Annotated in this window: 31 protein-coding genes, 1 tRNA gene and 2 riboswitches; of the genes, 17 read left to right on the top strand and 15 right to left on the bottom strand. The window is 61.2% G+C overall.

Translation table 11 applies throughout. From position 1 onward, the window contains the following. Positions 1-57: 57 nt before the first annotated feature. Positions 58-495 carry a DUF1489 family protein gene (locus HX898_RS04960; protein ID WP_003559632.1) on the bottom strand — a complete coding sequence of 146 codons (438 nt, stop codon included), beginning with the start codon at positions 493-495 and terminating at the stop codon, positions 58-60. A 61-nt stretch (positions 496-556) separates the two neighbouring features. Further along, the gene (locus tag HX898_RS04955; protein WP_180194131.1) at positions 557-1,960 is read right to left on the bottom strand and encodes an L-serine ammonia-lyase; all 1,404 of its coding nucleotides are present in this window, start codon (positions 1,958-1,960) and stop codon (positions 557-559) included. Positions 1,961-2,313: 353 nt separating this feature from the next. On the opposite strand from HX898_RS04955, the gene HX898_RS04950 reads away from it, so the two are divergent. Further along, on the top strand, positions 2,314-2,751 hold the full coding sequence (locus HX898_RS04950) for a VOC family protein (protein WP_105006097.1): 438 nt from the start codon (positions 2,314-2,316) through the stop codon (positions 2,749-2,751). Between the two features lies 1 nt (position 2,752). Here HX898_RS04950 and HX898_RS04945 read toward each other — a convergent pair whose 3' ends face one another. Further along, a complete protein-coding gene (locus HX898_RS04945; RefSeq protein WP_138329368.1) occupies positions 2,753-3,952 on the bottom strand; it encodes an acyltransferase in 1,200 nt (399 codons plus the stop codon). A gap of 164 nt (positions 3,953-4,116) precedes the next feature. On the opposite strand from HX898_RS04945, the gene rpiB reads away from it, so the two are divergent. From rpiB to HX898_RS04930, 3 genes are all read left to right on the top strand, one after another. After that, on the top strand, positions 4,117-4,566 hold the full coding sequence (rpiB, locus tag HX898_RS04940; protein WP_138329367.1) for a ribose 5-phosphate isomerase B: 450 nt from the start codon (positions 4,117-4,119) through the stop codon (positions 4,564-4,566). A 237-nt stretch (positions 4,567-4,803) separates the two neighbouring features. Beyond that, complete coding sequence (locus HX898_RS04935; protein WP_180194130.1) at positions 4,804-5,568, top strand: DUF599 domain-containing protein; 765 nt, start codon at positions 4,804-4,806, stop codon at positions 5,566-5,568. Continuing rightward, positions 5,568-6,557 (top strand): DUF1624 domain-containing protein, encoded by a 990-nt coding sequence (locus HX898_RS04930; protein ID WP_180194129.1) that lies wholly within the window; start codon positions 5,568-5,570, stop codon positions 6,555-6,557. Before HX898_RS04935 ends, HX898_RS04930 begins: the two co-directional genes overlap by 1 nt. Positions 6,558-6,581: 24 nt before the next feature. On the opposite strand, the gene HX898_RS04925 is transcribed toward HX898_RS04930, so the two are convergent. Next, on the bottom strand, positions 6,582-6,974 hold the full coding sequence (locus tag HX898_RS04925) for a MerR family DNA-binding transcriptional regulator (protein WP_011652104.1): 393 nt from the start codon (positions 6,972-6,974) through the stop codon (positions 6,582-6,584). A 64-nt stretch (positions 6,975-7,038) separates the two neighbouring features. Beyond that, positions 7,039-8,454, bottom strand: coding sequence for a magnesium transporter (gene mgtE / locus HX898_RS04920; protein ID WP_138329365.1), 1,416 nt, complete (start codon positions 8,452-8,454; stop codon positions 7,039-7,041). 242 nt (positions 8,455-8,696) lie between these two features. On the opposite strand from mgtE, the gene HX898_RS04915 reads away from it, so the two are divergent. The 3 genes from HX898_RS04915 (at position 8,697) to HX898_RS04905 (ending at position 10,477) form a co-directional block, all read left to right on the top strand. Further along, positions 8,697-9,191, top strand: coding sequence for a peptide deformylase (locus HX898_RS04915; protein ID WP_138329364.1), 495 nt, complete (start codon positions 8,697-8,699; stop codon positions 9,189-9,191). Positions 9,192-9,274: 83 nt separating this feature from the next. Then, positions 9,275-9,793, top strand: coding sequence for a BON domain-containing protein (locus HX898_RS04910; RefSeq protein ID WP_138329363.1), 519 nt, complete (start codon positions 9,275-9,277; stop codon positions 9,791-9,793). 318 nt (positions 9,794-10,111) lie between these two features. Further along, complete coding sequence (locus HX898_RS04905) at positions 10,112-10,477, top strand: hypothetical protein (RefSeq protein ID WP_138329362.1); 366 nt, start codon at positions 10,112-10,114, stop codon at positions 10,475-10,477. A gap of 98 nt (positions 10,478-10,575) precedes the next feature. Here the strand turns inward: HX898_RS04905 and lipB are convergent, their stop codons facing one another. Beyond that, on the bottom strand, positions 10,576-11,295 hold the full coding sequence (lipB, locus tag HX898_RS04900; RefSeq protein WP_062944327.1) for a lipoyl(octanoyl) transferase LipB: 720 nt from the start codon (positions 11,293-11,295) through the stop codon (positions 10,576-10,578). Positions 11,296-11,475: 180 nt separating this feature from the next. Between lipB and HX898_RS04895 the strand changes: the two genes are divergently transcribed. The 8 genes from HX898_RS04895 to sugE all read left to right on the top strand — a co-directional run bounded on the left by HX898_RS04895 (position 11,476) and on the right by sugE (position 17,564). Beyond that, positions 11,476-11,560 (top strand) — tRNA-Leu (locus HX898_RS04895). 98 nt (positions 11,561-11,658) lie between these two features. Then, positions 11,659-12,609 carry a DMT family transporter gene (locus HX898_RS04890; RefSeq protein WP_180194128.1) on the top strand — a complete coding sequence of 317 codons (951 nt, stop codon included), beginning with the start codon at positions 11,659-11,661 and terminating at the stop codon, positions 12,607-12,609. 97 nt (positions 12,610-12,706) lie between these two features. After that, the gene (locus tag HX898_RS04885) at positions 12,707-13,411 is read left to right on the top strand and encodes a hypothetical protein (RefSeq protein ID WP_180194127.1); all 705 of its coding nucleotides are present in this window, start codon (positions 12,707-12,709) and stop codon (positions 13,409-13,411) included. A 75-nt stretch (positions 13,412-13,486) separates the two neighbouring features. Next, positions 13,487-15,508 carry an acetyl/propionyl/methylcrotonyl-CoA carboxylase subunit alpha gene (locus HX898_RS04880; protein WP_180194126.1) on the top strand — a complete coding sequence of 674 codons (2,022 nt, stop codon included), beginning with the start codon at positions 13,487-13,489 and terminating at the stop codon, positions 15,506-15,508. 208 nt (positions 15,509-15,716) lie between these two features. Continuing rightward, positions 15,717-16,019 carry a hypothetical protein gene (locus tag HX898_RS04875; RefSeq protein WP_210273047.1) on the top strand — a complete coding sequence of 101 codons (303 nt, stop codon included), beginning with the start codon at positions 15,717-15,719 and terminating at the stop codon, positions 16,017-16,019. A gap of 110 nt (positions 16,020-16,129) precedes the next feature. Beyond that, positions 16,130-16,603, top strand: coding sequence for a GNAT family N-acetyltransferase (locus HX898_RS04870; protein ID WP_180194354.1), 474 nt, complete (start codon positions 16,130-16,132; stop codon positions 16,601-16,603). A 10-nt stretch (positions 16,604-16,613) separates the two neighbouring features. Further along, positions 16,614-17,081, top strand: a complete 468-nt coding sequence (locus HX898_RS04865) for a YaiI/YqxD family protein (protein ID WP_180194125.1) — start codon at positions 16,614-16,616, stop codon at positions 17,079-17,081. 168 nt (positions 17,082-17,249) lie between these two features. Beyond that, positions 17,250-17,564: a quaternary ammonium compound efflux SMR transporter SugE gene (gene sugE / locus HX898_RS04860; RefSeq protein WP_027667501.1), complete on the top strand. Its 315-nt coding sequence runs from the start codon at positions 17,250-17,252 to the stop codon at positions 17,562-17,564. Between the two features lie 44 nt (positions 17,565-17,608). Here sugE and HX898_RS04855 read toward each other — a convergent pair whose 3' ends face one another. The 7 genes from HX898_RS04855 to crcB form a co-directional block, all read right to left on the bottom strand. Beyond that, positions 17,609-18,001 (bottom strand): DoxX family protein, encoded by a 393-nt coding sequence (locus HX898_RS04855; RefSeq protein WP_003539944.1) that lies wholly within the window; start codon positions 17,999-18,001, stop codon positions 17,609-17,611. A gap of 139 nt (positions 18,002-18,140) precedes the next feature. Further along, positions 18,141-19,673, bottom strand: a complete 1,533-nt coding sequence (locus HX898_RS04850; RefSeq protein WP_180194124.1) for an acyl-CoA carboxylase subunit beta — start codon at positions 19,671-19,673, stop codon at positions 18,141-18,143. Between the two features lie 103 nt (positions 19,674-19,776). Beyond that, positions 19,777-20,238, bottom strand: a complete 462-nt coding sequence (locus tag HX898_RS04845; protein WP_180194123.1) for a hypothetical protein — start codon at positions 20,236-20,238, stop codon at positions 19,777-19,779. Between the two features lie 67 nt (positions 20,239-20,305). Further along, on the bottom strand, positions 20,306-21,091 hold the full coding sequence (locus tag HX898_RS04840) for an ATP12 family chaperone protein (protein WP_138329357.1): 786 nt from the start codon (positions 21,089-21,091) through the stop codon (positions 20,306-20,308). A 9-nt stretch (positions 21,092-21,100) separates the two neighbouring features. Beyond that, entirely contained in the window at positions 21,101-21,754 is a 654-nt protein-coding gene (locus HX898_RS04835; RefSeq protein WP_180194122.1) for an HAD-IA family hydrolase, read from the bottom strand. Further along, positions 21,751-22,743, bottom strand: a complete 993-nt coding sequence (locus HX898_RS04830) for an RluA family pseudouridine synthase (protein ID WP_180194121.1) — start codon at positions 22,741-22,743, stop codon at positions 21,751-21,753. The genes HX898_RS04835 and HX898_RS04830 overlap by 4 nt, the downstream gene beginning before the upstream one ends. Positions 22,744-22,837: 94 nt before the next feature. Continuing rightward, entirely contained in the window at positions 22,838-23,215 is a 378-nt protein-coding gene (gene crcB, locus HX898_RS04825; protein WP_138389111.1) for a fluoride efflux transporter CrcB, read from the bottom strand. A 121-nt stretch (positions 23,216-23,336) separates the two neighbouring features. On the opposite strand from crcB, the gene HX898_RS04820 reads away from it, so the two are divergent. Further along, complete coding sequence (locus HX898_RS04820; RefSeq protein WP_138389110.1) at positions 23,337-23,603, top strand: hypothetical protein; 267 nt, start codon at positions 23,337-23,339, stop codon at positions 23,601-23,603. A 125-nt stretch (positions 23,604-23,728) separates the two neighbouring features. On the opposite strand, the gene HX898_RS04815 is transcribed toward HX898_RS04820, so the two are convergent. Next, a complete protein-coding gene (locus HX898_RS04815; protein ID WP_180194120.1) occupies positions 23,729-24,727 on the bottom strand; it encodes a copper chaperone PCu(A)C in 999 nt (332 codons plus the stop codon). A 71-nt stretch (positions 24,728-24,798) separates the two neighbouring features. After that, positions 24,799-25,179: a hypothetical protein gene (locus HX898_RS04810; RefSeq protein WP_138329351.1), complete on the bottom strand. Its 381-nt coding sequence runs from the start codon at positions 25,177-25,179 to the stop codon at positions 24,799-24,801. 156 nt (positions 25,180-25,335) lie between these two features. After that, a riboswitch (glycine riboswitch) is annotated at positions 25,336-25,424 on the top strand. 3 nt (positions 25,425-25,427) lie between these two features. Beyond that, a riboswitch (glycine riboswitch) is annotated at positions 25,428-25,508 on the top strand. A gap of 76 nt (positions 25,509-25,584) precedes the next feature. Here HX898_RS04810 and gcvT point away from each other — a divergent pair. Further along, positions 25,585-26,721: a glycine cleavage system aminomethyltransferase GcvT gene (gcvT, locus tag HX898_RS04805; protein WP_138389107.1), complete on the top strand. Its 1,137-nt coding sequence runs from the start codon at positions 25,585-25,587 to the stop codon at positions 26,719-26,721. Positions 26,722-26,743 lie beyond the last annotated feature (22 nt).

Genomic DNA, 26,743 nt, shown 5'->3' with positions numbered 1-26,743 from the left:
GGAGGACGTTCAATCCACACATGAACCTTTCCGGAAATCGGCTCCGATTTTCGGGGATTAGAGCAGACCAAGGTCCGTAAGCTCGCGGCGGAGATCCGCGGGCATTTCGGCAATGCCGGCGCCGAGGCTTGTCAGGTCGCGCGGCACGTCGTCCTCAGTGTAATAACGCCAGCCCTGGAAGGGACGTTTCGGCTGTACGGCCGTCTCTATGACCTCCGGGCCGAGCATCAGGCGGCAGCGCGAAATCCCCTCGCCGTCGGTGAAGGTCTCGATGTCGAGCAGCTTCTGCCGGGCCTGCACCTGCCCCTTGATCACCCAGTAGAGCGAGCCGCCGTCAAGCAGTTCCTCCATACGCTTCGGCGCCATGCGCGTCGTATGCACCGAATGCGGCTCGAGCCCGGCGGCGATGGCGCGCAGCGAGCGTTCCGCCACCCATTCGCGCAGGTCGTCTATCGAGTCGGCGCCGACACAGAGTTTGATGAGATGCAATGCCATGCTGCCGTTGAAATCTTTTTGGCAGCGAGCGTCAAGCACCAAGCATCCGGCATCCACAAACTCAGCATTCGACGACGTTGACGGCGAGTCCCCCGGTCGAGGTTTCCTTGTATTTCTCGCTCATATCATGCCCGGTCTGGCGCATGGTCTCGATACAGGCATCGAGCGGCACGAAATGCTGGCCGTCGCCCTTGATGGCGAGCGAGGCCGCCGTGACGGCCTTGACGGCGCCGAGCGCATTGCGCTCGATGCAGGGAACCTGCACGAGGCCCGCGATCGGATCGCAGGTCATGCCGAGATGATGTTCGAGTGCGATTTCGGCGGCGTTCTCGATCTGCTCCGGCGTCCCGCCCATGACCGCGGCAAGGCCCGCGGCAGCCATCGCCGCCGCCGACCCCACTTCGCCCTGACAGCCGACCTCGGCGCCCGAGATCGAGGCATTGTGCTTGATGATGCCGCCGATGGCGGCTGCCGTCAGCAGATAGTCGCGGATGCCGTTCTGGTCCCAGTCCTCGTGGAAATGCTCGTAATAGCGGATCGTCGCCGGAATGACGCCGGCCGCCCCGTTGGTCGGCGCCGTGACGACGCGCCCGCCGGCCGCATTCTCTTCGTTGACGGCCATCGCATAGACGCTCAGCCAGTCGTTGGCGAGCAGCGGGTTGATGCGGTTGCTGCGCCATTCCTCTTCCAGCTTGTCGTGAATCCTGCGCGCGCGCCGCTTGACGTTGAGGCCTCCCGGCATGATGCCCTCGACCTTGAGGCCGCGCTCGATGCAGGAGCGCATCGCCTCCCAGATGCGGTCAAGCCCCTGGTCGAGTGCCTCTTGGCTGCGCTGGCTCTCCTCGTTCGCCCGTTTCATCTGGGCGATCGACAACCCCGAGCGCTCCGCCATCTCGAGCATCTGCTTGGCGGTGGAGAAGGGATAGGGCACACGCGTGCCGCCGGGCGCGTTCTTCTTCGCCCGCATCTGCTCCAGCTCGGTGTCGGTGACGACGAAGCCGCCGCCGACCGAATAATAGATGCGCTTGACGAGCAGCCGGCCGTCCCTGTCATAGGCGGAAAAGACCATGCCGTTGGCATGGCCGGGCAGCGGCTGCTTCTTGTCGAAGATCAGGTCGATTTTCGGCTGGAATTGATAGGCGGGATGGCCCTCCGGCGTGATGCGGCCGGTGCGCTCCACCGTGTCGACGATGCCGTCCATCTTGTCGGGATCGACGCTGTCGGGCGCCTCGCCCATCAGCCCGAGAATGACAGCCCTGCCCGTGCCGTGGCCGATACCGGTATGGGCGAGTGAGCCGTGCAGGCTGACCTTGATGGCTGTGACCTGCGCGCCAGATGACGGCCGCGGCCATTCGTTCGAGAGGATCAGCTCGAGAAACCGGTTGGCCGCCGACATCGGACCCATCGTGTGTGAGCTCGACGGCCCGACACCAATCTTGAAGATATCGAATACCGAGAGAAACATGGGTGCGCCTTCTGAATACGAGGATGCAAGCTTAAGCGAGGTCGGTTTCGAATCCGTGCAGCACACCGACATCGCATGGAGCCGGTGCGACATTCCGGCTGCACACTGGAGCGCCGCGTGTCCAATAGGACGCGCAGGCACTTTGAGTGTGCGCATAATCCTTCCCGAAAATCGAATCCGATTTTCGGGGTCATGCCCTAAACCAAGTGGTCCGCCTTGCCACTCATTGCTGCATTCAATGAAACCTATGCGGCGGAAGAACTGGTAGCCTTATCTTGACAGTCTGCCCCGACTCCCAATGTCCTGCTGACGTCGATGCTAGACGACACCTTGCAGATTGGGAGATTGGACACATGGCGCTCAAACGGATGGACAACGTGGGAATCGTCGTCGATGACCTCGAAGAGACGATTGATTTCTTTCGCGACCTCGGCCTCGAGCTCGAAGGGCGGGCCATGATCGAAGGAGAATGGGCTGGACGTGTCACTGGACTGGGCGATCAGCACGTCGAGATTGCCATGATGCGCACGCCTGATGGCCACAGCCGGCTCGAGCTCTCCCGCTTCCTCAGGCCGCCTGCCGTTGCGGATCACCGTAATGCCCCGGTGAACGCTCTAGGCTACCTCCGCGTCATGTTCGCCCTTGATGACATCGACGAGACGCTTGAGAGGCTCAGCAAGCGCGGCGCGCAGCTCGTCGGCGAAGTCGTGGACTATCAAGACACCTATCGGCTCTGCTACATCCGCGGGCCTGGAGGGCTTCTCATCGGACTCGCCCAAGAGCTTAGCTGAGCTATGCGCGACGCTTCTCGTCGCGTTCATCTTGAATGACCGTGCCGTCGGCGCCATCCCGGGGTTCGGGCGTCGTCGAGATTTGTCGTTGATCGTCCATGGTTGACGTTGCCCCGCGCAGCAGGCGCTTTTCGATCTCCTGCAGGTCGAGAATTGCGCGGTCCATTTGGTCGGCCGGAGTTTCGCGCGAAACCAGACGCCAGCGATTATCCTGCCATATCAGGACCAGCAGCCGCCGGCCCGGAACCTCTATCGTCTCATGGATGAACCATGCCCCGACGACCGCAACGCAAAGCGTCACCACGATGAGCGCCGGTTCGGGCATCAAGGCATCAAAGGTCAAACGCGCCAGGAACATGGTGGGGACATGGAAAAGGTAAAGTGAAAAACTGATCTTTCCGAAAAACCGTACTGGTGCAGCTGCCAGGACACGGGTTGCGATGGGAGGCTGTCGAGCGACGAGCCCGACAATGACGGCTGCGGCCACGGCACTTTGCAGGCTCCAAAATTCCGGGGAAAAGCCGGGGAAGATATGCCGGTAAGTGAAAAACACCGCCAGAAGGAAAAGCGTTGAAATGCCTGTGAGGGCAGATGGAATCCAGCTGTTCCAGTAGGAATGCATGATCCCGGCAAGTGCGCCGAAAAGAAAGTAAGGAAGCTTGGAGACGAGCACTATTCCCGGGCCTGGCAATTCAACCAGGCCATCCACGACGACGGCCACCGTGAGGCCGACAATCATGCCGCTATAGCGGTGCGGCTGGGCCAAGCAGAGCCACAGGACGGGAAAGAGCAGATAGAATTGGATCTCGGGTGGTATCGACCAGAAAACACCACTCGAGCCGAGAAGAAAGACATGGCGCACAAAATCCGTGCCGCCAGCGATCGGCTGAACAAAATCCAGATTTTGCATGCTCGACAGCATCGCTACGAGAACGACGGCCACCAGGTAAACCGGATAGATGCGGGCAAAGCGGCTCACAAGAAAATCCAGCACATTTTCTCTCGTGACCGGCCGTGAGCCGTAGAGATGAGCCATCAGGAAGCCGCTGAGAGCAAAAAACAAACCGACAGCTTCGTCGCCCATCGTCACGAGATGCGGAGCTGTGATCGGAAAAACAAGGCCAACATGGGCTCCAACGACCAGAAGCGCAGCGACACCGCGCAGGCCATCAAGACTCGGGATGTAATCCGGCCGACTCATGGGTCACTTTTGAATTCGGAGTTCAGGTTCAGTCCTGAAGAATTGGCCATCACGACTTTAAAAGCGGTTAACGCGGCGCCCTGCTGGTGCGCCTCTAGACTGGCCTCGCGCCAGCGTGCATCGTCAGAACGAAAAATTGCTTTGGAAAACGGGACCACTTCTCCATGCCAGCCACCAACCGCATCGCCCTCTCCAGCGACCACGCCGCCATTCAGCTCCGGCAGGCCATTGCCGGTCATATCGCGGCGCAAGGCTGGATAGCGGTCGATATCGGACCGACAACGCCGGAGAGCACACACTATCCCAAGCACGGTGAAGCGGCGGCGCGGCTCGTCGCCTCCGGCGATTGTCGGTTTGGCATCATTCTATGCGGCACCGGCCAGGGCATCATGATGGCGGCGAACAAGGTAAAGGGCATCCGTTGCGGCGTGTGCGTCGACACTTTCTCGGCCCGCATGATCCGCCAGCACAACGATGCCAACATGCTTTCGATTGGCGTGCGCGTAGTCGGCGAAGGGCTGGCACTCGATATCGTGGATGCGTTCCTGACCGCTCGTTTCGAGGGCGGCCGGCATGCGACGCGGGTGGGGATGATTGAGGCGCTGGAGGGGTAGCGCCTTCCTTTCTTTGGGTCGCCGCCCCGAATCCGCAAGCTGACGGATGACCGCATTGCTGTCGGTCGTTCCAGAAGATGCCGGTCGGCTATCCACCAAGCCTTGTCGTTTCCCGACGGCTCGATTATGCCGAACTGCCGCATGGCCGAAAGCCCGCGTAAAGCCGCCGAACTCGGCCATGCGGCATAATCCGACTTGCGGCATAGTGGCCGCGTTCATGCGGAGACTGAATCACTGATGACGACGGCGGATTATATCGCTCTGGCTTTCTTTGCCTTTGTCTGGATGGGCTATTCCTGGCTGCTGCATGGCCGTACCTTCTTCGGGCGCACCAGCCTGACCCATGCGATGACCGAACGGCGCCGGGAATGGATCTACAATTCGCTGCGCCGCGACCTGAAGATGATCGACACGCAGATCATGGCCGGCCTGCAGAACGGCACCGCCTTCTTCGCTTCGACTTCGATCTTCGCGATCGGCAGCTGCTTTGCTTTGCTCGGCGCGACGGAGAAGGTCGACGCCGTCTTCGCCGACCTGCCCTTCGTCTTCCATGGCGGCCATGCCGTCTTCGAGATGAAGGTCGGCGGCCTGGCAGCACTTTTCGGCTATGCCTTCTTCAAATTCGGCTGGTCCTACCGGCTGTTCAACTACTGCACCATCCTCTTCGGCTCGATCCCGATGATGCGTGACACCGAGCGCGACATCATCGCCGCCGAGCGGGCCGCCGAACGCGTCATCCGCATGAACGTCATTGCCGGCAGCAATTTCAACGAGGGCCTCAGGGCGATCTTCCTGTCGATCGGCTATCTTGGCTGGTTCATCAACCCCTATGTCTTCATGCTGACGACGGCGACCGTCATCTTCGTACTGGCGCGGCGGCAGTTCTTCTCGGAGGCGCGGCTGGCGATCATGGATGCGGGCCCGCCATCAAATCTCCACCTTTCTGCTATTCGCCGCGATAGGCCGTCGAGCGACGGACGTGATTTGCCCGAGGGACTTTGATGACATTGCCGGCAAGGGAAGCCGATGCGGCGGCAAAACCGCCGCGCATCGGTCTATTGGATACGGCGCGCGGCGTCGCGCTGATCGCCATGGCGAGCTACCATTTCAGCTGGGACATGGAGTTCATGGGGTATCTCGCGCCAGGCACGGCCGAGACCGGTTGGCTGAAGATCTATGCCCGGGCGATCGCCACGACCTTCCTCTTCATCGTCGGCATCAGCCTGGTGCTGTCGAGCAGGCCTGAGATTCGCTGGCCCTCCTTCTGGAAGCGCTTCGGCATGATCGCCGCGGCAGCCGCGGTGATCTCGATCGCCACGCGCATCGCGATGCCGAACGAGTGGATCTATTTCGGCATCCTGCATTGTATCGCGGTGCTCACGCTCATCGGCGTCGTTTTCTTGAGACTGCCGCTCGCCTTCACGCTCATCGCCACGCTCGCGCTCCTTGCCGCCTGGATCACCGATAATTTCGGGCCACCCGGCCTGCTTCGCTCATCCTTCTTCGATCCGCGCTATCTCGCCTGGATCGGTCTTGCCGTTGCGCCGGAACGGTCCAACGACTATGTGCCGCTGTTTCCCTGGGCAACGCCCTTCTTCGCTGGATTGAGTATCGCCTCGATCTCCATCAGAACCAGGCTGCTGCACCGGCTTGCCGCCGTCGGCACCGGCTCCTGGTGGCCGGCAAGGCTCGGCCGCCACAGCCTTGCCTTCTATCTGATCCATCAGCCGGTATTGATCGCCATCGCCTATGGGATTTCCCTCGTCGTCCCGCCTCAGGCGCCGGATCCGGTCGCAACTTACCTAAGGCAATGCAACGCCTCTTGCGTCATGCAACAAGGCGAAGCGCTCTGCCACAGCTTCTGCCAGTGCACGCTGGGGAAATTGCAGGCGCAAGCCCTGTTCACGCCGCTGCAGGAGGGCGCGATCGATATACAGAACGACGAGCGGGTCCAGACGATCGCTGCCGAATGCAGCGCCGAGGCTGAATGAGTTCACCGACAATACGGCGCGTGATCAGGTGGTGACGCCGATTTCGGCGAGGCGGCCGAGGCAGGTCTCTTCGATAGCGTCGAGTTCCGCCAGCGTGTCGTCGATATCCTTGCGCTTCTGGCGCAGGTCGTCGCGCTTCTCGTCGACGCGCTTCATCAGGAGCTTCAACTGGCCGAGTTCGCCCGGCGGTTCTTTGTAGACCTGGATGATCTCGCGGATCTCCGCGATGGTGAAGCCGATGCGCCGGCCGCGCAGGATTTCGCCGATCAGCCGCCGGTCGGCTTGCCGGAACAGACGCGTGCGCCCGCGCCGCTCCGGATGGATCAGTCCCTCGTCCTCGTAGAAGCGGAGCGTGCGCGTCGAGACCCCGAATTCGCGCGTCAGTTCCGTTATGCTATAATATTTGTTCACCGGCATGTGTTCCCCGTCGTCGGACAGACGATAATATTGACTTTTACGTAATAGTCAATTTTTGGGCGGTTCAGATGCCGAACCACCATGTGGCGATACCAAGAAAGGCGAAGAAGCCGGTACAGTCCGTCACCGTCGTGACGAAGACGGAAGAGGCGATCGCCGGGTCGGCCCCCATCTTGTCGAGCAGCAGCGGCAGCAGGATGCCGGCAAGGGCCGCCGCTATCAGATTAATCATCATCGCCGCCGCAATCACCCCACCGAGCTGGTAGTCGTGGAACCAGGTCCCGGCGATCGCGCCCATGATCGTCGCGAAGACGACGCCGTTGAGGATGCCGACGCCCGCCTCCCTGCGGATGATGCGGCCGGCATTGTAGATGTCGAGGTCGCGGGTCGCGAGCGCGCGCACCGTCACCGTCATCGTCTGCGTGCCGGCATTGCCGCCCATCGAGGCGACGATCGGCATCAGGACGGCAAGCGCGATCATCTTCTCGATCGAGCCGTCGAACAGCCCGATGACGCTGGCCGACAGCATCGCCGTGCCGAGGTTGATCAAAAGCCACAGGAAGCGCGAACGCACCGTCGAGAGCACATTGTCCGACAGCTCTTCGTCGCCGACGCCGCCGAGGCGCTTGATGTCCTCGTCCGCCTCCTCGTGGATGACGTCGACGACGTCGTCGATGGTCAGCACGCCGACCAGCCGGCCGTTTTCGTCGACGACGGCGGCCGAGAGAAGGTCGTACTGCTCGAAGAGCTGGGCCGCCTCCTCCTGGTCCATCTCGGCCGGAACCGGATGGTTGGTCTCACGCATGATCTGCTCGATCTTCGTCTGCCGCTTGGTGCGCAGGATCTGGTCCAGATCGACGGCGCCGAGCAGCTTGAAGGTCGGATCGATGACGAAGATCTGCGAGAAGGAATAGGGCAGATCCTCCTCGTCGCGCATGTAGTCGATCGTCTGACCGACCGTCCAGAACGGCGGCACGGCGACGAATTCCGTCTGCATGCGGCGCCCGGCCGAGCTTTCGGGATAGTCGAGCGCCCGGCGCAGCCGCACCCGCTCGGTAAACGGCAGCTGGGCGAGGATCTCTTCCCGGTCTTCCTTGTCGAGGTCTTCGAGAATGTAGACGGCATCGTCCGAATCGAGCTCACCGATCGCGGCGGCGATCTGCGCGTTCGGCATCTGGTCGACGATTTCGCGGCGGATCGCCTCGTCGACCTCGGTCAGCGCCGTCATATCGAAATCGTCGCCGAGCAGGCGCACCAGCGCCAGGCGCTGATCCGGCTGGATCGATTCCAGCAGGTCGCCTATTTCCGATTCATGCAGGCGGGCAACGTTCTGGCGCAGGAACAGCGTGTCGCGGTCGGCGATCGCAGCACCCACGAGCGCCAGGAAATCGCCGCGGACATTGCCGTCCTCGTCGTAGATATCGGCTTCCTCGTCATCGGGACGCCTGCGAATGCGGTCTTCCCCATCGGTCGTCGTCATCTGCCGCCCTCGCATCTGGTTCGAATTTCAACGACTGCCGCGCCGCATTCGCAAATGTCGGCCGAAAACACATTGTCAACAAGCGGATAAGCGAATCCCGCGCGAGGCTCCCGCAGCCGGAATTCTTGGCCCCTGCTAGCCCAAAGCATCCGTGTCGTAAAGCGGCAAACCGTGCTTCGTGATGACAATGCACGCGGCCGGCGATAGTTTCCTCACCCGTCCAAGCAGAGGAAGCCTGCCCCATGCCCATCCGTCCGATTCTGCGTTATCCGCATCCGGGCCTCAAAACTGTCTGCGCGCCGGTGACGGTCTTCGATTCCTCGCTCACAGCGCTTGCTGAGGACCTGCTGGCGACGATGCGCGCAGCCCCCGGCGTCGGCATCACCGCCGCCCATATCGGCGTCTTCAGCCGTGTCACGGTGCTGGAGCTCGACAAGGCCGACGGCGTGCGCCTTTACGTCAATCCTCATATCACCTGGTTTTCGAAGGAGATGATGAACCATACCGAAGGTAGCGTCTCGATGCCCGGCGCGACAGACGAGATCACGCGCCCACGGGCGATCCGCTTCCGCTATCAGGATACCGAGGGCGCCGTGCACGAGGACGGTGCCGAAGATTTCCTCGCCATCTGCATCCAGCACGAAGTCGACCAGCTCGACGGCATTTTCTGGCTGCAGCGCCTCTCACGGCTGAAGCGCGACCGTCTGGTGAAGAAATGGGAGAAGGCACAGGGCTGACAATCACGGCTGACAAATCGCCGTCTGCACCGAACCATTCGCCGCTGCCGGCGTTTCCAGCAAAGAAACAAGGAGCGAGTGCAATGGCAAGGATCGGTGACAAGACCCAGTTTTCCCGGGAGAAGCCTGAGCTTTCCCGGGAGGAAGATTATCGCGACCTCGAAGAGCGCAATCTCGACGAAGGCTGGCCCTATGCCGATGGCAGCGGCGCAGACACCGGCGGTCCGGATAATCGTCCTTACGGCGAGACCACGGCCAATTTCGACAGCGATCCCAACAAGGGCTTCCGGATAGATGGCACGGATGAAGACGGCAACGAGAACCGCCTGAAAGATTCGCTGCGCGCAGATACAATCGACCGCGGTGAAAGCGACGACCTCGAAGCGCGGGTGAACGACAATCTCGAAAACATTCCCGAGGTTGATATCGACAGCATCGAGGTTCACGCAGACGGTCACGTCGTCACCCTGAAAGGATCGGTGGAAACGATCGGCATCGCCCGCAAGGTCGAACTCGGCGCGCTTTCGGTCGACGGCGTCCATCATGTCCGCAACAAGTTGCAGCTGACCGGTGTTGACGCGCATATCCCGAACGAGGACTAACGCATTAAGCACGGCGCAAATCATCAACGGGAGGGCTGCCGCCTTCCGTTGATGATCGTTCTCAACATTACCAAAAGTTAACAATTTACGATTGTAGCAACAACTGTCTTATTCACGAGACCAATTGCCAATTTCTGTTAGGCGGCTTCTGTCACGAGAACGTCAATTCCGTTGACAACACTGTGATTTCATTCGGACAAATGGTCGCGGCTGCGTCGCCATATTATCACAAAATTGCCTGAATTGGGGCGCGAACTCGTGTGTGCCGAGGGTGAGTTTATGTTGTCGAGTTCAACAGCAGATTGAGGAGATAGACCCATGCGCATCAAATTTGCCCTTGCCGCGTCCCTGTTCGCCGTCAGCCTTGCAGGCGCTGCCTTCGCACAGCCGACCTATTCCAGCGATTACACCAACGACAGCGACGGCTTCGCCCCGAGCCCGATGTCGAAGCCCGCTCCTGTCCACTACAGCAGCCGCAAGGCCCCGGCCTATTCCAGCGACTACACCAACGACAGCGACGGCTTCGCCCCGAGCGCCATGGCGTCTCCTGTCGTCGACAAGACCGCAACGGCCAGCATCAACTCCCTGCCCCCATGCCACAGCATGATTGGCCCCAAGGGCTCCCACACCAAGGGTGCAGACAGCGGCGCCTCCCGCACCGAAGCATGCCGCGCGACGCATTGATCCATAAAAGACCGGGATTCGATAAAAGAAAGGGCCGGAAATCGGCCCTTCTCTTTTCAATCCATCTCTACATGCCCGGCGAGCGGTTCCCTAAAGCGTCAGGTTTCGCCCGTCGTTTCGCCGAAAACCGCTTCGAAGGCGGCGCGCAGCCGGATATCGACATCAGCCATCATCACAGGCAGGCCCAGATCGACGAGGCTGGTCACGCCATAGGCTGATATCCCGCAGGGCACGATGCCGTCGAAATGATCGAGATCGGGGTCGACGTTGAGCGACAGTCCGTGGAAGGTCACCCATTTCCGCAGCCTTATGCCGAGGGCGGCGATCTTGTCCTCGGCCATCGTCCCATCGGCCAGCAACGGCTTTTCCAGCCGGCGCACCCAGACGCCGACGCGATCTTCACGTCGCTCCCCGCGCACATTCATCATGTCCAGCGTGCGGATGACGACATCTTCGAGAGCGGCGACGAAGGCGCGCACGTCCTGACGCCGCCTCTTCAGATCGAGCATGACATAAGCGACGCGCTGGCCGGGTCCATGATAGGTGTATTCACCGCCACGCCCGGTCGCAAAGACCGGAAACCGGTTCGGCTGGACGAGGTCCCTCGCATTGGCGCTGGTGCCGGCGGTATAGAGCGGCGGATGTTCGACGAGCCAGACGAGTTCATCACCGCCATCGGCGATTATCGCCACCTCGCGCTCCATCGTCTCCACCGCCTCCTCATAGGGAACGAGACCGTCGGCGATGCGCCAGCGTACCGGCCGGGTTCCGAGTTGGGGAAGCATGGAAAATTCGAGATCGGTTCGAAGCATGGCCATTCCTTGCCGCTCTCCCGAAATGCCAGAAAAAAGGGGCGGCAGCACAGCTATATGGACCCGTTTCGGGGCCAATTCAAATGCTGTGAGCGGTTTTCAAAAAAACTGTCATATCGCCCTTGTGCACCCCAGATGCTTTTGCTACATGCTGCCCCGCCGACGCAAATCGGCACCTACCACGATGCGGTCGTGGCGGAATTGGTAGACGCGCAGCGTTGAGGTCGCTGTGGGGCAACCCGTGGAAGTTCGAGTCTTCTCGACCGCACCATTTTCCCTTCAGGGAAACGCTCTCTAAGCGACGATTTCGTTTTCACCTCGAAGCCATTCGCGATTGCTCGGCTTGATTGCCCGGCCTTCCCGTGGTTGATGGCGTCATCCTCGCAAGAATCAGCAGCCATGTCAGAGCCCCATCAAAATTCCCTGCAGGGCATGGCCATCATGTCCGGCGCCATGCTCATCCTGCCGATCATGGATGCCATCGCCAAATACATGGCGACCTTCGAAGCGATGTCGCCGGGTCAGGTGACCTTCTATCGATTCTTCTTCCAGATCGCCTGCACCCTGCCGATTCTTTTCGCCCTTTTCGGCCCGAAGGCGCTTTCGGCGCAACGGCCGTGGATGAACCTGTTGCGCGGTGCGCTGCATGGTGGTGCGAGCCTGCTTTTCTTCGTCGCCGTCAAATACATGCCGCTTGCCGATGTCTTCGCCATCTATTTCGTCGAGCCCTTCATGCTGACCGCCCTGTCGGCGCTGTTTCTCGGAGAGAAGGTCGGCTGGCGGCGCTGGACGGCGATTGTCGTCGGTTTCGGCGGCGCGATGATCGTCATTCAGCCGAGCTACGAGATTTTCGGCCTGAAGGCGCTGCTACCGGTCGCCTGCGCCTTTCTGTTCTCGCTCTATCTCTTCCTCAACCGCGCCATCGGCGAGGCCGATTCGCCGCTGACCATGCAGACGATGGCCGGCATCGGCGGAACAGTGTTCATGGCGGCCGCCCTTTTCCTCGGCAACAGTTCCGGCAATGCCGATTTTGCCGTCTCTCTGCCCTCCTCCAGCCTCGGCCTTGTCCTGCTTCTCGCCCTTGGCTCGATCTCGGGATATGCGCATATGCTCGTCGTCCGGGCTTTTCGTCTCGCGCCCTTGTCGCTGCTTGCGCCATTCCAGTACTTCGAGATCATCTCGGCGACCGTTCTCGGCTATGCGCTATTCAACGATTTCCCGAGCTTTTCCAAATGGATCGGCATCTTCATCATCGTTGCGTCAGGCCTCTTCATCATCTGGCGCGAGCGGCTGCAGGCGCAATCGTTAAGATCTTCCTGACCTCGGGAATATCGGGTTAACTCCTCTTCTTGAGGGATCGTCAATTCGCAGACGGTAAAACTGTCTCCGGTTTCATGATGAAGCCTGGAGTTAAAACATGAGCGAATTTCGTCTCGCTTTTCCGGCCTGTGTCGTGGCCGGCAAGCTTCGGCTGACGGCCGAAGATATAGTACTGTTGCGCAAACATAGTTTTCCGGAGGGTATCCGGACATCCGACGATGTCGTGGCGATGTTGGCGCTCAATAATTCCTGCCCTGAAAAATGTGCCGACTGGAACGCTTTCTTCGTGGAGCAGCTCGCCGGTTTCATCGTCCATTACACCTATCCGCAGGGCTCGCTGGATGAAATCAACGTCGCCTGGATCATGCGCATGTTCACGACCGATGGTGTCGTCAACTCGGCGCTCGAACTCGAGCTCATTCTCCACGTCATGGAGATTTCGGCCGATGTCCCAGTCGAGTTGAGAGCGCTCGCCCTCGATCAGCTCCGCCTGGCGATCACCGACAATATCGGTGGCTACAAGCTGTCGCGCGCCATCGATCGCAGGGGCATCACCCGCCAGGACATCGACTATGCGATGCGCATCTTCAGAAGCGTCGCCGAAGGCGGCACCATCCCGGTCTCGTCGGTCGAATACGGCGTTCTCCAGCAGATCGAGCAGGCAACGCTGCGCGGCGCCAATCATCCGCACTGGGCGGGGATCATGGCTGCCGTCGAGCTGCGCGACTATGCCGAGCCGCGGCGCAGCCGCTGGCTGCGCATCGTCGACGAGGAACCCGTCGCAGAAGCTGCCGTGGCCTGACGCTCCGCAAGCCTGATTGTGCGTTCCGGTGTTTTGTGCGTAAAACTCCGGGATGCATTTCTGGGTGGAGTCTCGATGTTCAAGAAAATCCTGATCGCGAATCGCGGCGAAATCGCCTGCCGCGTGATCAAGACTGCGCGCCGCATGGGCATTTTGACCGTCGCGGTCTATTCGGATGCGGATCGGGACGCGCTGCATGTCGAGATGGCCGACGAGGCTGTGCATATCGGCCCGGCCGCGGCGTCGGAGAGTTATCTGGTTGCGGAAAAGATCATTGCCGCCTGCAAGGCAACCGGCGCCGAGGCAGTGCATCCCGGCTACGGCTTCCTGTCCGAACGCGCCTCCTTCTGCGCTGAACTGGAAAAACAGGGCATCATCTTCATCGGCCCGAAGCCGAAAGCCATCATGGCGATGGGCGACAAGATCGAATCGAAGAAATTCGCCAATGCAGCCGGTGTATCCACCGTGCCCGGCCACCTCGGCATCATCGAGGATGCCGCCCATGCGGAAGTGATATCGGGCGGGATCGGTTATCCCGTCATGATCAAGGCCTCGGCCGGCGGCGGCGGCAAGGGCATGCGCATTGCCTGGAACGAGGCGGAAGTGCGCGACGGCTTCGAGCGTGCCCGCTCGGAGGCGAAAAGCTCGTTCGGCGACGACCGCGTCTTCATCGAGAAGTTCGTGGTCGAGCCGCGCCATATCGAGATCCAGGTCCTGGCCGATGCGCATGGCAACATCGTCTATCTCGGCGAGCGAGAATGCTCGATTCAGCGGCGGAACCAGAAGGTGGCGGAAGAGGCGCCCTCGCCCTTCCTCGACGAAGCGACCCGCAAGGCGATGGGCGAACAATCGGTGGCGCTGGCGAGAGCCGTCGATTACCAGAGCGCCGGCACCGTCGAATTCATCGTCGACCGGGACCGCAATTTCTACTTCCTCGAAATGAACACCCGCCTGCAGGTCGAGCATCCCGTGACCGAACTCATCACCGGTATCGACCTCGTCGAGCAGATGATCCGTGTCGCAGCGGGAGAACCCCTTCCCTTTGCCCAGGAGGATATCAGGCTTGACGGCTGGGCGGTCGAGAGCCGGCTCTATGCCGAGGATCCCTATCGCAACTTCCTGCCCTCGATCGGCCGCCTGACGCGCTACCGGCCGCCAGCGGAAGGACGGACCGGCAATGTCGTCGTCCGCAACGATACCGGCGTCTTCGAAGGTGCGGAGATTTCGATGTATTACGACCCCATGATCGCCAAACTCTGCACCTGGGCGCCGACGCGGCTGGAAGCGATCGAGGCCATGGGTCAGGCGCTCGACGGCTTCGTCGTCGATGGCATCGAGCACAATGTTCCTTTCCTGTCGGCGCTGATGAAACATCCGCGCTGGCGCGAGGGCCGGCTTTCCACAGGCTTCATCGCCGAGGAATATCCCGATGGCTTTGCGCCGATGAAACCGGACCGGGCGGAAGAAGCCGTGCTTGCCGGCATCGCGCTTTCCGCCTCGCTGATCGAGACGAACCGCCGCGAACGTTTCGCCGATCGCCTGCGCGCCGCAGCGGGCGCGCTGCGCGAGGATTGGGTGGTCAAGATCGGCGACAACCACGTCACGGCAAGATTGCTCGACGGCCTCGTCACCATCCCCTTCGATATGGATATCGCGATCGATGGGGCGATCGAGGGCGGGAGCCAGAATGTTGTCACCGATTGGAGACCGGGCGACCCTGTCTGGAACGGCAAGGTCGGCGGTCGCGACATCACCGCGCAGATTCGCCCCGTTCTGAACGGCTTGCGTATCGACTGGCAGGGGCTTTCGGTGACGACCAAGGTCTTTTCGCCGCGTCATGCCGAACTCGACAGGCTGATGCCGGTGAAGCTGCCGCCCGATACTTCCAAGCTCCTGCTCTGCCCGATGCCCGGCCTCGTCGTCGCCATCGCGGTGGCCGAGGGCCAGGAGGTCAAGGCCGGAGAGACGCTTGCGATCGTCGAAGCGATGAAGATGGAAAACGTGCTGCGCGCCGACCGTGATCTCGTCGTCTCGAAGATCAATGCTGCGGCCGGCGAAAGCCTGGCCGTCGATGCCGTGATCATGGAATTCGCCTGAGGCAAAAGTGGCAGGCCAGACCTTCCGCGCTCGGCCTACCGCCTAGCGAAGATTGGCCGTGACACAGCAAATCGCGATCGACGCGATGACCACCCATCCCATACCGCTGGATGACATCAACAGGGGCTGTGAGCTGATGCAATCCGGATGTCTATTCGCAGCCTAAACCTTGTTTTGATCGTATATGGATTTGCTAAAGAACTGGAAATTGAAACTACGATACGGAAAGCTGAAAACTGCTTTCCGCCACTTTACCGTTATTGCAGAGGGAGAGATCATAAACTCCAATCCGGACTTCGGTACCACGGCGGGCTCGGCAGCCTTCTTTACCATACAAGCTTGGGCGACCGACAATGACCAAGCTGTTGATATGATCGTGACGATTGGTCGGGATTTGGGATTTAGCGCGTCCAGGCGAATCTATGTTTACTCGACCGAACCGCAGCAGCCTCCGACAGAGGCTCCTCATGCGTACGGCTTGAACTTTCATCAGTACCTTCGCGAAGATTAGCAAAACAGGAGCAAACATTTCCTCGCTTGAAGTCAGCGTTCCCGTCGTACATATACGGAAAACCTCGAGCTCATGCATTCCGGCGAGAGCATCCGCAGCGTGGTCAAATGATGGCTCCGACTACCTACACAACCGACCTCAAGGGTCTTGACGAGTTCTCCGCGCGCGAACTTTACGACCTCCTGCGGATGCGCGTTGACGTCTTCGTCGTCGAGCAGAACTGCCCCTATTCCGAACTCGACGGCAAGGATATCGATGCTCTGCATCTGCGGCTGCTGGACGGCGGCGAACTGCTCGCCTCTGCGCGGCTGCTAAAGCCCGACAATGCGCAGTATCCCTCAAAGATCGGCCGCGTGGCCGTCTCGCCCGCCCATCGCGGCAAGCGTCTGGGCGATGCATTGATGAGCGAGGCGATCGCTGAGTGCGAGCGGCTTTTTCCGGCAAACCCCATCGCCTTGTCGGCGCAGGCCCATCTGCGGCGTTTCTACGAATCCTTCGGTTTTATCGGGACATCGCAGGAATATCTGGAAGACGGCATTCCCCATATCGATATGGTCCGCCAGCAGGCCACGCAACCGGCATGAGGATATTGTCATGATCTATGTCGACGCCGATGCCTGCCCGGTGAAGCAGGAAGTCCTGAAGGTGGCCGAACGTCACGGCCTCGAGGTCACCTTCGTTGCCAATTCCGGCCTGCGTCCCTCGCGCGATCCGATGATCCGCAACGTCATCGTCTCCAACGCCTTCGACGCCGCCGACAACTGGATCGCCGAACGCGCCGGCGCGGGCGATGTCGTCGTCACCGCCGATGTGCCACTTGCCGTGCGCTGTGTCGCGACCGGCGCCTTCGTCAGCGGCCCCACGGGGCGCGTCTTCGACGAGACCAATATCGGCATGGCGAGCGCCATGCGCGATCTCGGCGCGCATTTGCGCGAAACCGGCGAGAGCAAGGGCTACAACGCCGCCTTCAGCCCGAAGGACCGCTCACGCTTCCTCGAAACCTTCGATCGCCTCTGCCGCCGCGCCAAAAGCCTTGCCGCGGAGGCTGGCGGGCAATCTTGATCTGGCTCGCACAGGCTCGCAAGAAACGGGTGGCATGGCAGCCATGCCGATTCCTACCTTGAAGTCGGCCGTTTCCTCACGCATATAGGCGCTATCGCAGACGACTGCGGCATCCTCCGGGATGCAACCGTCGCGGGGACGGCCTCGCTCTTGAACAAGGAGAGTCGCATGGCCTGGTTTCTGCTTTTTCTCGCCGGTCTTTTCGAATGTGGCTGGGCGATCGGCCTTAAGTATACCGAAGGCTTCACACGGCCGATGCCGACGGCGCTGACCGTCATATCGATGGTGATCAGCATCGTGCTGCTCGGCCTGGCGGTGAAGCATCTACCGATCGGCACCGCCTATGCGGTCTGGACCGGCATCGGCACGGTCGGCACCGTATTCCTCGGAATCTGGCTGCTTGGCGATGAGGCAAGTGTCTCCCGCCTTGCCTGCATTACGCTGATCGTCGCCGGCATCGCCGGCCTCAAGCTTACTGCCTGACATGAAGCTGAGGGGCGTCACACCGACGCCCCTCAGTGTATCGTTCAGGCTGTCTTGCGGTTATCGACGGCAAAAGCGCCGGGACCGGAGAAGACCAGGTAGAGGAAAACGAAGCAGAACAGGATCGCGGCGTCGCCCTGGTTGACGGCCGGGAAGAAGCTGCTCGGGGCATGCGCCATGAAATAGGCGACCGCCATTTCGCCGGCCAGCAGGAAGGCGACCGGACGCGTCAGTAGGCCGACGAGAATGAGGATGCCGCCGACAAGCTCGAGAAGGGCGGCGAACAGCATCAACGGCGGCAACGAGCCCGACATCTGCGAGGCCGGGAAGCCGAAAAGCTTCATCGTGCCGTGTTCGATGAACAGCAGCGCGGTGATGATTCTGAGCGCAGCCAGCCCATAGGGCTGATAGGCGGAAAGACGGTCGAAAGTTGACATTAAAACCCCTCTTTAAAAGACACAGCCGAGCGTTAACCTGTCCTCGCCAATGATTGAACACACGGATTGCTGACATCCGTTCACTTTTTCGACAGCAGCTAAACGCCTGAATGGACGGTCTTATTCGCCCGCGCCATGGTCAAAGCGGGATGTTGTCGTGTTTCTTCCACGGATTGGCGAGATCCTTGTTGCGCAGCATCTTCAAACCGCGCGCCAGCCGCCGCCGGGTTGAGTGCGGCATGATCACCTCGTCGACATAACCGCGCTCGGCGGCGACGAAGGGCGAGAGGAACCGGTCCTCGTACATTTTCGTGTGCGCGGCGATCTTCTCCGGATCGGCAATATCCTTGCGGAAGATGATCTCGACAGCGCCCTTGGCGCCCATCACGGCGATCTGCGCCGTTGGCCAGGCATAGTTGAGGTCGCCGCGCAGATGTTTCGACGCCATCACGTCATAGGCGCCGCCGAAGGCCTTGCGGGTGATGACGGTGAGCTTCGGCACCGTCGCCTCGGCATAGGCGAAGAGCAGCTTGGCGCCGTGCTTGATGAGGCCGCCATACTCCTGCGCCGTACCCGGCAGGAAGCCCGGCACGTCGACGAAGGTGACGATGGGAATATTGAAGCAGTCGCAGAAGCGCACGAAACGGGCCGCCTTGCGCGAGGCGTCGCTGTCGAGAACGCCGGCCAGCACCATCGGCTGGTTGGCGACAAAACCGACAGTGGAGCCTTCGACGCGGCCGAAGCCGCAGACGATGTTTTTGGCAAAGCTCGCCTGGATCTCGAAGAAATCCCCCTCGTCCGCCACCTTCCGGATCAGTTCCTTGATGTCGTAAGGTTTGTTGGAACTCGCCGGCACCAGCGTATCGAGCGAGGCATCGACATCTATCACCGACTGGTAACATTCGATCTCCGGCAGCGGCGCCGTGTTCGAAAGCGGCAGGAAATCGATCAGCCGGCGCACCTGCAGCAGCGTTTCGACATCATTCTCGTAGGCGCCGTCGGCAATCGACGAGCGCACCGTATGCACCACGGCGCCGCCGAGTTCTTCTGCCGTCACCGTCTCGTTGGTGACGGTTTTGACCACGTCCGGCCCGGTGACGAACATGTAGGAAGTATCCCGTACCATGAAGATGAAATCGGTCATTGCAGGCGAATAGACGTCGCCGCCGGCGCAGGGACCCATGATCACCGAGATCTGCGGAATGACGCCGGAGGCGAGCACATTGCGCTGGAATACCTCTGCATATCCGCCGAGAGCCGCCACGCCCTCCTGGATACGGGCGCCGCCCGCATCATAGATGCCGACGATCGGCGCGCGGTTCTTCAGCGCCATGTCCTGCACCTTCATGATCTTCTCGGCATGCGCTTCCGACAGCGAGCCGCCGAAGACGGTGAAGTCCTTGGCGAAGACGAACACGGTGCGGCCATTGACCGTGCCCCAGCCGGTGACGACGCCGTCGCCGGCAATGCGGCTCTTGTCCATGCCGAAATCGGTGGAGCGGTGTTCGACGAACATGTCGAATTCCTCGAAGGAGCCTTCGTCGAGGAAGAGATCGATGCGCTCGCGCGCCGTCAGCTTGCCGCGCTTGTGCTGGGCGGCGATGCGCGCCTCGCCGCCGCCAAGGCGGGCGACGTCGCGGCGCCGTTCCAGTTCTTCGAGAATTTCCTTCATGCGATCTCCCTCGCCGCTGCGGGCGGCAATCCGGCGGTTAGATTATGCGCTAGAGCATGATGCCGAAAAGTGTGAGCGGTTTTCGGACAACATCATGCTCCAATTATTTAGCGCCGCGCCCGCTGAGTGAGAAAACCGAGCGTATCCTTGCGGCGGCATCCTCGGCCAGGATCTCGTCGGCAAGCTTGGGATCGGCAGCGATGCTGGTGACGTCGAAGGCGCTGACGGCGATGACCGAGCCGTCCTCGACCGAGGCCGCGTCGATGCTGATCTTGGCGACGTTGCGGTCCTTCTGGAAGCCAAGGCCCTTCTGGATGGAAACCACACGGATCGTCAGCACCACCCGCGGCAGCACGGTGTCGCGCACAGTGGCGTTGATCGCCGCATTGACGCGGTCGTTGATGCCGGAAAGCAGCTCGGCCGGCATGTTCGGGCCGGAGAGAACGACGGCGCTGCGCACATCATAGACCGGCGCCGCCGGCTTGGTGGCCGAGAGGCTGCCGCAGGCCGTGAGCGCGACACAGACGAGTGTCGCCCGGCAAAAACACGACCTCAGCCAATTCATTGCAAAATCCCGCACCACCCCGTTGGAGTCGCAGACTTCGTCATAATGCATTGGAAGGCAATATGTTTCAGGCGCTTAGGGCGAAAAAAACATCGGCTGCGGCTTTGAACTCGGCAAAGCGCTTGGCCCGCCGCTCCTCGGCTTCCTCGTCGCTGCCCCAATGCTCGATCGTCCAGTCCTCGTCGAGATGGGCAAGCGACCAAGCCTCCTCCACCGTTACCCGGCTCTCGGCGAAGGCCAGCGCCAGGATCGCCGAGCCCGTCAGCGTGGTGACTGTGTGGAGGGCGGCCAGCGCCATCGGGCTATCATATCTCGCGAGCGTGACGGCGAAGGCGGCAATCGCCTCGCGCGGCTGCTCATGAGGCATCACCCCTTCGACGAGGATGAAGCGAGCGCCGAGATCGGTCGCCGCCCAGTCGATCACCGGATCCCAGTGCTCGGCCTGGCGCTCGACCAGCAGTTCCGGCTCCTCGGCGCGGTAGCAGATGAGGTCGCTGGATGAAAAACGCAATATATCCTCGAAGATCGCCTGCGCGTTGGCGGCAACGCCGTCGAGTGCGGTGTTGACGAGCCGGGTCACCGGCATGCTCACGGGATTGATCTCTTCGCCCTGGGCCTGCCATTCGGCGGCGACAAGCCGCGCCAGCGCTTCGGTCGGTACTGCGAGAACCTGGCGCGCCGGCGTACGCACCATCTTGCCGTCGAGCGTGATCGCAAAACCACCCTCGTGCTCGGCAACGGAGACATCGGTATAGAAACGCTTCGGCAGCGGCTTCTTCATCTGGATCTGCGCGCGGCGGATGGGATCGGGATGGCTCAGGCCTTCGGAAAGGTCGTTCAGCAGATCGCGCATGGGCTCACCTCAGGAAAAATGACGCAATATCTCGTTCGGATGGTAGGCGATCGCATCAGCGCCGTTGGCGATCAGCTCATCCACGCTGGCATAGCCCCAGGCAACGCCGATCGCCTTGGCCCCGGCAGCCTTGGCCATCTGCATATCGTAAACCGCATCGCCGATGACAATGGTGTCGGCAGCATTCATGCCGGTTTCATCGCAGCATTCCGTCACCATGGCCGGATGCGGTTTGGAGGGGCAATCGTCGGCGGTGCGTGCGACGATGAAATGCTTATCGAAGCCATGCGTCTCCATCACAAGCTTGAGCCCGCGCCTGGATTTGCCGGTCACCGCGCCGATCAGCAGGTCTTCTCGCCCAGCCAGTGCGTCGATCATCTCGCGAATGCCGGGAAACAGCGGCTCCTTATAGTCAAGATCCTGACGCACGATCGAAAACAGCGATTTGTAATGCGCCGTCATGTCGATGTCTTGCTGCTCCACATGCGGCCTGCCCTGCATGCGGGCGATCGCAATATCGAGGGACAAGCCGATAATAGCCTTGGTGTCTTCAAATCGCGGTTCCGGCTTGCCGAACTTGTCGAAGGTCCTGCGCATGGTTTCGTGGATCAGACTGGCGCTATCGACCAGCGTGCCGTCGCAATCGAAAAGGGCCAGCTTCATTCGGCGTCCCTTTCAGCGCCGGCAAGGTCGAGACCGAGAAGGTTCCAGGTCTGCACCATATGCGCTGGCAGCGGCGCGCTGACGCGCAGGCGGCCGCCGGAGGGATGCGGGATGTCGATATGACGCGCGTGCAGATGCAGCTTCTTCTGCACGCCGCCTGGAAAATCCCAATTCGGATCGTCGTCGAAATATTTCGGATCGCCGATGATCGGGTGGCCGATATGCAGGGCATGGACGCGCAGCTGATGGGTACGGCCGGTATAGGGCTCCATCTCCAGCCAAGCGAGGTTCTGTGCCGCCGTCTCCAGCACGCGGTAGAAGGAAATCGCATGGTCGGCGCCGTCCTCGCCATGCTTGGCGATGCGCATGCGGTCACCGTCGGCGGTCGGCTCCTTGACGAGCCAGGTCGAAATCTTGTCCTCGTGCTTGCGCGGCACGCCCTTGACCAGCGCCCAGTAGGTCTTTTTGGTGTCGCGCTCGCGGAACGCCGCCGTCAGCTTCTGCGCCGCGCCGCGGGTGCGGGCGATGACGAGAACACCTGAAGTGTCGCGATCGAGACGATGGACGAGCCGCGGCTTCTCACCCTTCGGGCTGGTCCAAGCGTCGAGCATCTGGTCGATATGCCTGGCCACACCGGAACCGCCCTGGACCGCAAGACCGGGGGGCTTGTTGAGTATGATCACCTTTTCGTCCTCGTGCAGCACCATGCGCGACAAGAGTTGGAAATCCGTCGAATGTTTGAGATCCTTGCCGGCGATCGGTCCGGATTTCAGCTTCGCATCGACATCCATCGGCGGCACGCGCACCGTCTGGCCGGGCTGCACGCGCGCATCCGATTTGACACGCCCACCGTCGACGCGCACCTGGCCGGAGCGCAAGAGCTTCTGCAGCGGACCGAAGCCGAGCCCCGGAAAGTGCACCTTGAACCAGCGATCGAGCCGCATGCCGGCTTCATCGGGTTCAACCTTGATATGTTCTATGCCAGCCATAAGAAATCTTTCGGAAATTGCAGCGCAGGCCGAGCCGGCGTTCTTGCCGCAGCCTTTAGAGCATTTTCGCGCAAAACGGAAACCGGAAAAGAAATCAGGCCAAAGCGCGCATGACGGCAAGGCCGGCGATGACGGCCGCCATCGAAAATCCGACGCTCGCAGCGATATAAATACCGCCGGCGACTGCCTCGCCGCGCTCGAATAGCGAGATCGCATCCAGTGAGAAAGCCGAGAAGGTTGTGAAGCCGCCGAGGAAGCCGGTGATCAGCAGCAGGCGCAGCTCCACCGAAGCGTTGAACTTCCGCGCGATCAGCTCGGCGAAGACGCCGATGACGAAACAGCCGACGACATTGACGACGAGCGTGCCCCAGGGAAATGCCGGACCCATGAGTCTCAGCGCCCATTGGCCGACATAATATCTGAGAAGGGAACCGATAGCGCCGCCGACGGCGACGAGAAGAGCCTGGATCATCAGCCGGATTTATCGCAACTCCGCAGCGATTCCAATCGGGAAGGAATGAATTCTTACCATCCGGTAAAATGCCGATGATTTTCTTATAATGGCGCCAAGGTCGTGCCGATACGGTAACGGCATGACCCAGCTTCTGTCCATATCGGCCACCACTGCCGCCATTGCCTTCGAATCGCTCCGAATCCCGCAGCGTGTCGCGACGAGCACCGCCGCACGCGATGCGCGCCGCATTGCCGACCGGCAGTTGAAGGCCGAAGGCACTGAGGAAATAGACGAGCCCTCCAGCATCATCCAGTCGACCGAAGTGGCCCTCGACCTGATGGCCAAGGGCAATCGCCAGCCGCAGGCCGGCCTGAAACAGGCGCTGCGATCCTACGAAGACTTCTGAGGCCATCGCCTTCCAAACGAAAGCCCGCGACTGCCGTTACAGTCGCGGGCTTTTTTGTTTTAACTACAGCGCCGCGCGTCTTTTCAGATGCGCAAAGGACGCTATAGCACTTTGAATCGCTGCTCTCATTTGCCCTGGGCGGAGAGCACCTGCAGGACCAGATCGACCTTGCCGGCCTTTTCGAAGGTCAGCGTCACCGGCACCGTATCGCCCTGCTTGAAAGGCGTCTTTACCTTCTGGAACATCAGGTGCAGGTTGCCGGGCTCGAGCTTGACCGTCTCGCCGGCGCCGATGGCGATACCATCCTTCAGCTGCCGCATCCGCATGACATTGTCCTTCGTCACCATCTCGTGGATCTGAACCTCACCAGCTGCAGGCGAGCTAACGGATACCAGGCGATCGTCCGTCTGGCCGTTGTTCTTCACCGTGAAGAAGCCGCCGCCGACCGGCTGGCCGGGCAGCATCGCCTTGGCGAAGCCGCCGGAGACTTCGAGATCGCCGGGCTTGACCGTTTCGCCGGCCGGCGCCGCAGCGCCCATGCCTGCCATACCGGACATATCCATGCCGGCCATGTCGTCATGGTCATGGCCACCTTCGCCGGCAACGACCTTCAACAGCGGCGCCGGGCTTTTCAGCCCATGCGCATCGCCGCCTTCCTTGGCCACCTGGTCCCAGGCCGCGACCGTATCGCCGCACATCTGCGTCACCGGAAAAGCGAGCGAGGTGCCGGCTTCAACGCCCGATACCCTACCCTGGATAACGAAGGTCTCGTAGAAATCGTCGGAGAGATTGCCGTTCTTCCAGCGCACTTCGATCGCGCCTGTCTTCACCTTGTCGCCGTGATTGTCGTAGGTCTTCTGGTAGTCACCCTTGATCACCTCAAGCTCCCAGCCTGCCTTCGGCTGCGGCTTGGCGAAGACGAAACCTTCCGGCAGCTTGACCCGCACTTCCGTGGTCGCCTTGCCGTCGCAGCCATGCGGCACCTGCAGCGTGGCGAGAATGGTGCTGTCCTGCGTCGCCTCTCTGTCGAGGAAGGTCACATGCGCCTCGGCGCCGGCAAAGGCGGCCGCGGAAAGAACGGCGGCAAGCCCGAATGTCTTGCCAAATGTCTTGATAGTTTTCATTGGATGTCTCCTCGCCGGCCGCTGACTTCTCTCGGGCGGACCGGCATGCTGCTCATGATTGCGAAGGCAGATCAGGCGAGGATGGGAGGCGCGCGGGAATTTGGCCGGCTGACAGCGCTGGCACCAGCAACGGCTGACATTTCGATCGGCGCGTTGATCAGCGAGGCGAGTTTGCGCTCGAGCCAGGAGCTCGCATCCGGCATCGGCAGGATGACGGAGGCCGACAGTCGGCAGGCTTCGCAATTCGGTTTGAAGGCGAAGGTCTTGCCGTCGGCGTCCTTCACGGTAATGCAGAGCGAGGCGAAAGTGCCGTCGGGCAGCACATAGGCCGCGCTATCGTAGGCTTCGGAGGCGACAGCCTGCGGCGCCTGATGGGCCAGGCCGAGCAAAAGCAGGCTCAATGCGCAAAGCATGCGCAGGAAGAGCGTCGCTTTCAGTCCGGTCTGCCGCATAATATCCCCTTCAACAGCATGTCGCGATAGCCGGTTTCCCCGCGAAATGCAAAAGCAGATTGCCGTAGATCAGGGCTCAGCCGGCATATGGCGACAAAAAATTGTCCGGTCACGACATTTGGCCTTGCCAAGCGCTGCACCCGCCGGATAATTGCGCCAACCTTGTTGGGAGAAGCCGGTGCTTTCGCCACCGGTGCCGAAGGAGCAACCGCCCCGGAAACTCTCAGGCAAAAGGACCAGCAAGGGGCAGACGGAACTCTGGAGAGAAGCGTTCTCGAAACGCTCGCCGAAGGGATAACAATCTCAGGCAAAGGGACAGAGGGGGCTCAGGAGAGAAGTGCGCAGCCGCGCCTTCAGATTTGAGCCCGCGCCTTCGCGAGAAGGCGCAAACCCCGGAGGCGTCTTTTGGACGATACTGCTGCCCTGAAGAAAACCCCGCTGCATGCCCTGCATCTTTCGCTCGGCGCCCGCATGGTGCCGTTCGCCGGTTACGACATGCCGGTGCAATATCCCGCAGGCGTGATGAAGGAGCATCTTCATACCCGCGCCGAAGCCGGCCTCTTCGATGTCTCCCACATGGGCCAGGTCATCGTAAAGGCGAAATCGGGCAGCTACGAGGATGCGGCGCTGGCGCTTGAAAGCCTCGTGCCCGTTGACATCCTAGGCCTTGCCGAAGGCCGCCAGCGCTACGGCTTTTTCACCGACGACACCGGCTGCATTCTCGACGACCTGATGATCGCCCATCTCGACGACCACCTCTTCGTCGTCGTCAACGCCGCCTGCAAGGAAGCCGATCTCGCCCATCTCAAGGCCCATATCGGCGACCAGTGCGACGTCACGCTTCTCGATCGCGCTTTGATCGCGCTGCAGGGGCCGCGTGCGGTTGCGGTTCTTGCCGAGCTCTGGGCCGACGTCGCGGCGATGAAATTCATGGACGTGCGCCACTGCCGCCTGCACGACGTTTCCTGTCTTGTTTCCCGCTCCGGCTATAGCGGCGAGGACGGCTTCGAGATCTCGATTCCATCAGACAAGGCCGTGGATGTCACCATGCGGTTGCTCGAACATCCCGATGTCCAGGCGATCGGCCTCGGCGCCCGCGATTCGCTGCGCCTGGAAGCCGGCCTCTGCCTCTACGGCAACGATATCGACACGACTACCTCGCCGGTCGAGGCGGCGCTGGAATGGGCCATGCAGAAGGCAAGGCGCGGCAACGGTGCGCGTGCCGGCGGCTTCCCGGGCTCCGGCCGCATCCTGTCCGAACTCGAGAACGGCGCTGCCCGCCGCCGCGTCGGCCTGAAGCCGGAAGGCAAGGCGCCGGTGCGCGGCCATGCCAAGCTCTATGCCGATGCCGAGGGCAAGGTCGAAATCGGCGAAGTCACCTCGGGCGGCTTTGGCCCCAGCGTCGAAGGCCCCGTCGCCATGGGCTACGTGCCGCTCTCCCATGCTGCGGCAGGCACGCTCGTCTATGCCGAGGTGCGCGGCAAATATCTGCCGACCACCGTCAGCGCCCTGCCCTTCGTCACACCGACCTACAAGCGCTAAACCTTTTCCAGAGAGGACGAAC

Origin of the sequence: Rhizobium sp. WYCCWR 11128 (genome assembly GCF_013416305.1) — a bacterium.
GTDB lineage: Bacteria > Pseudomonadota > Alphaproteobacteria > Rhizobiales > Rhizobiaceae > Rhizobium > Rhizobium indicum.
Note: the sequence above shows the minus strand (reverse complement) of the source record. Positions and strands in the feature narration are given on the sequence as shown.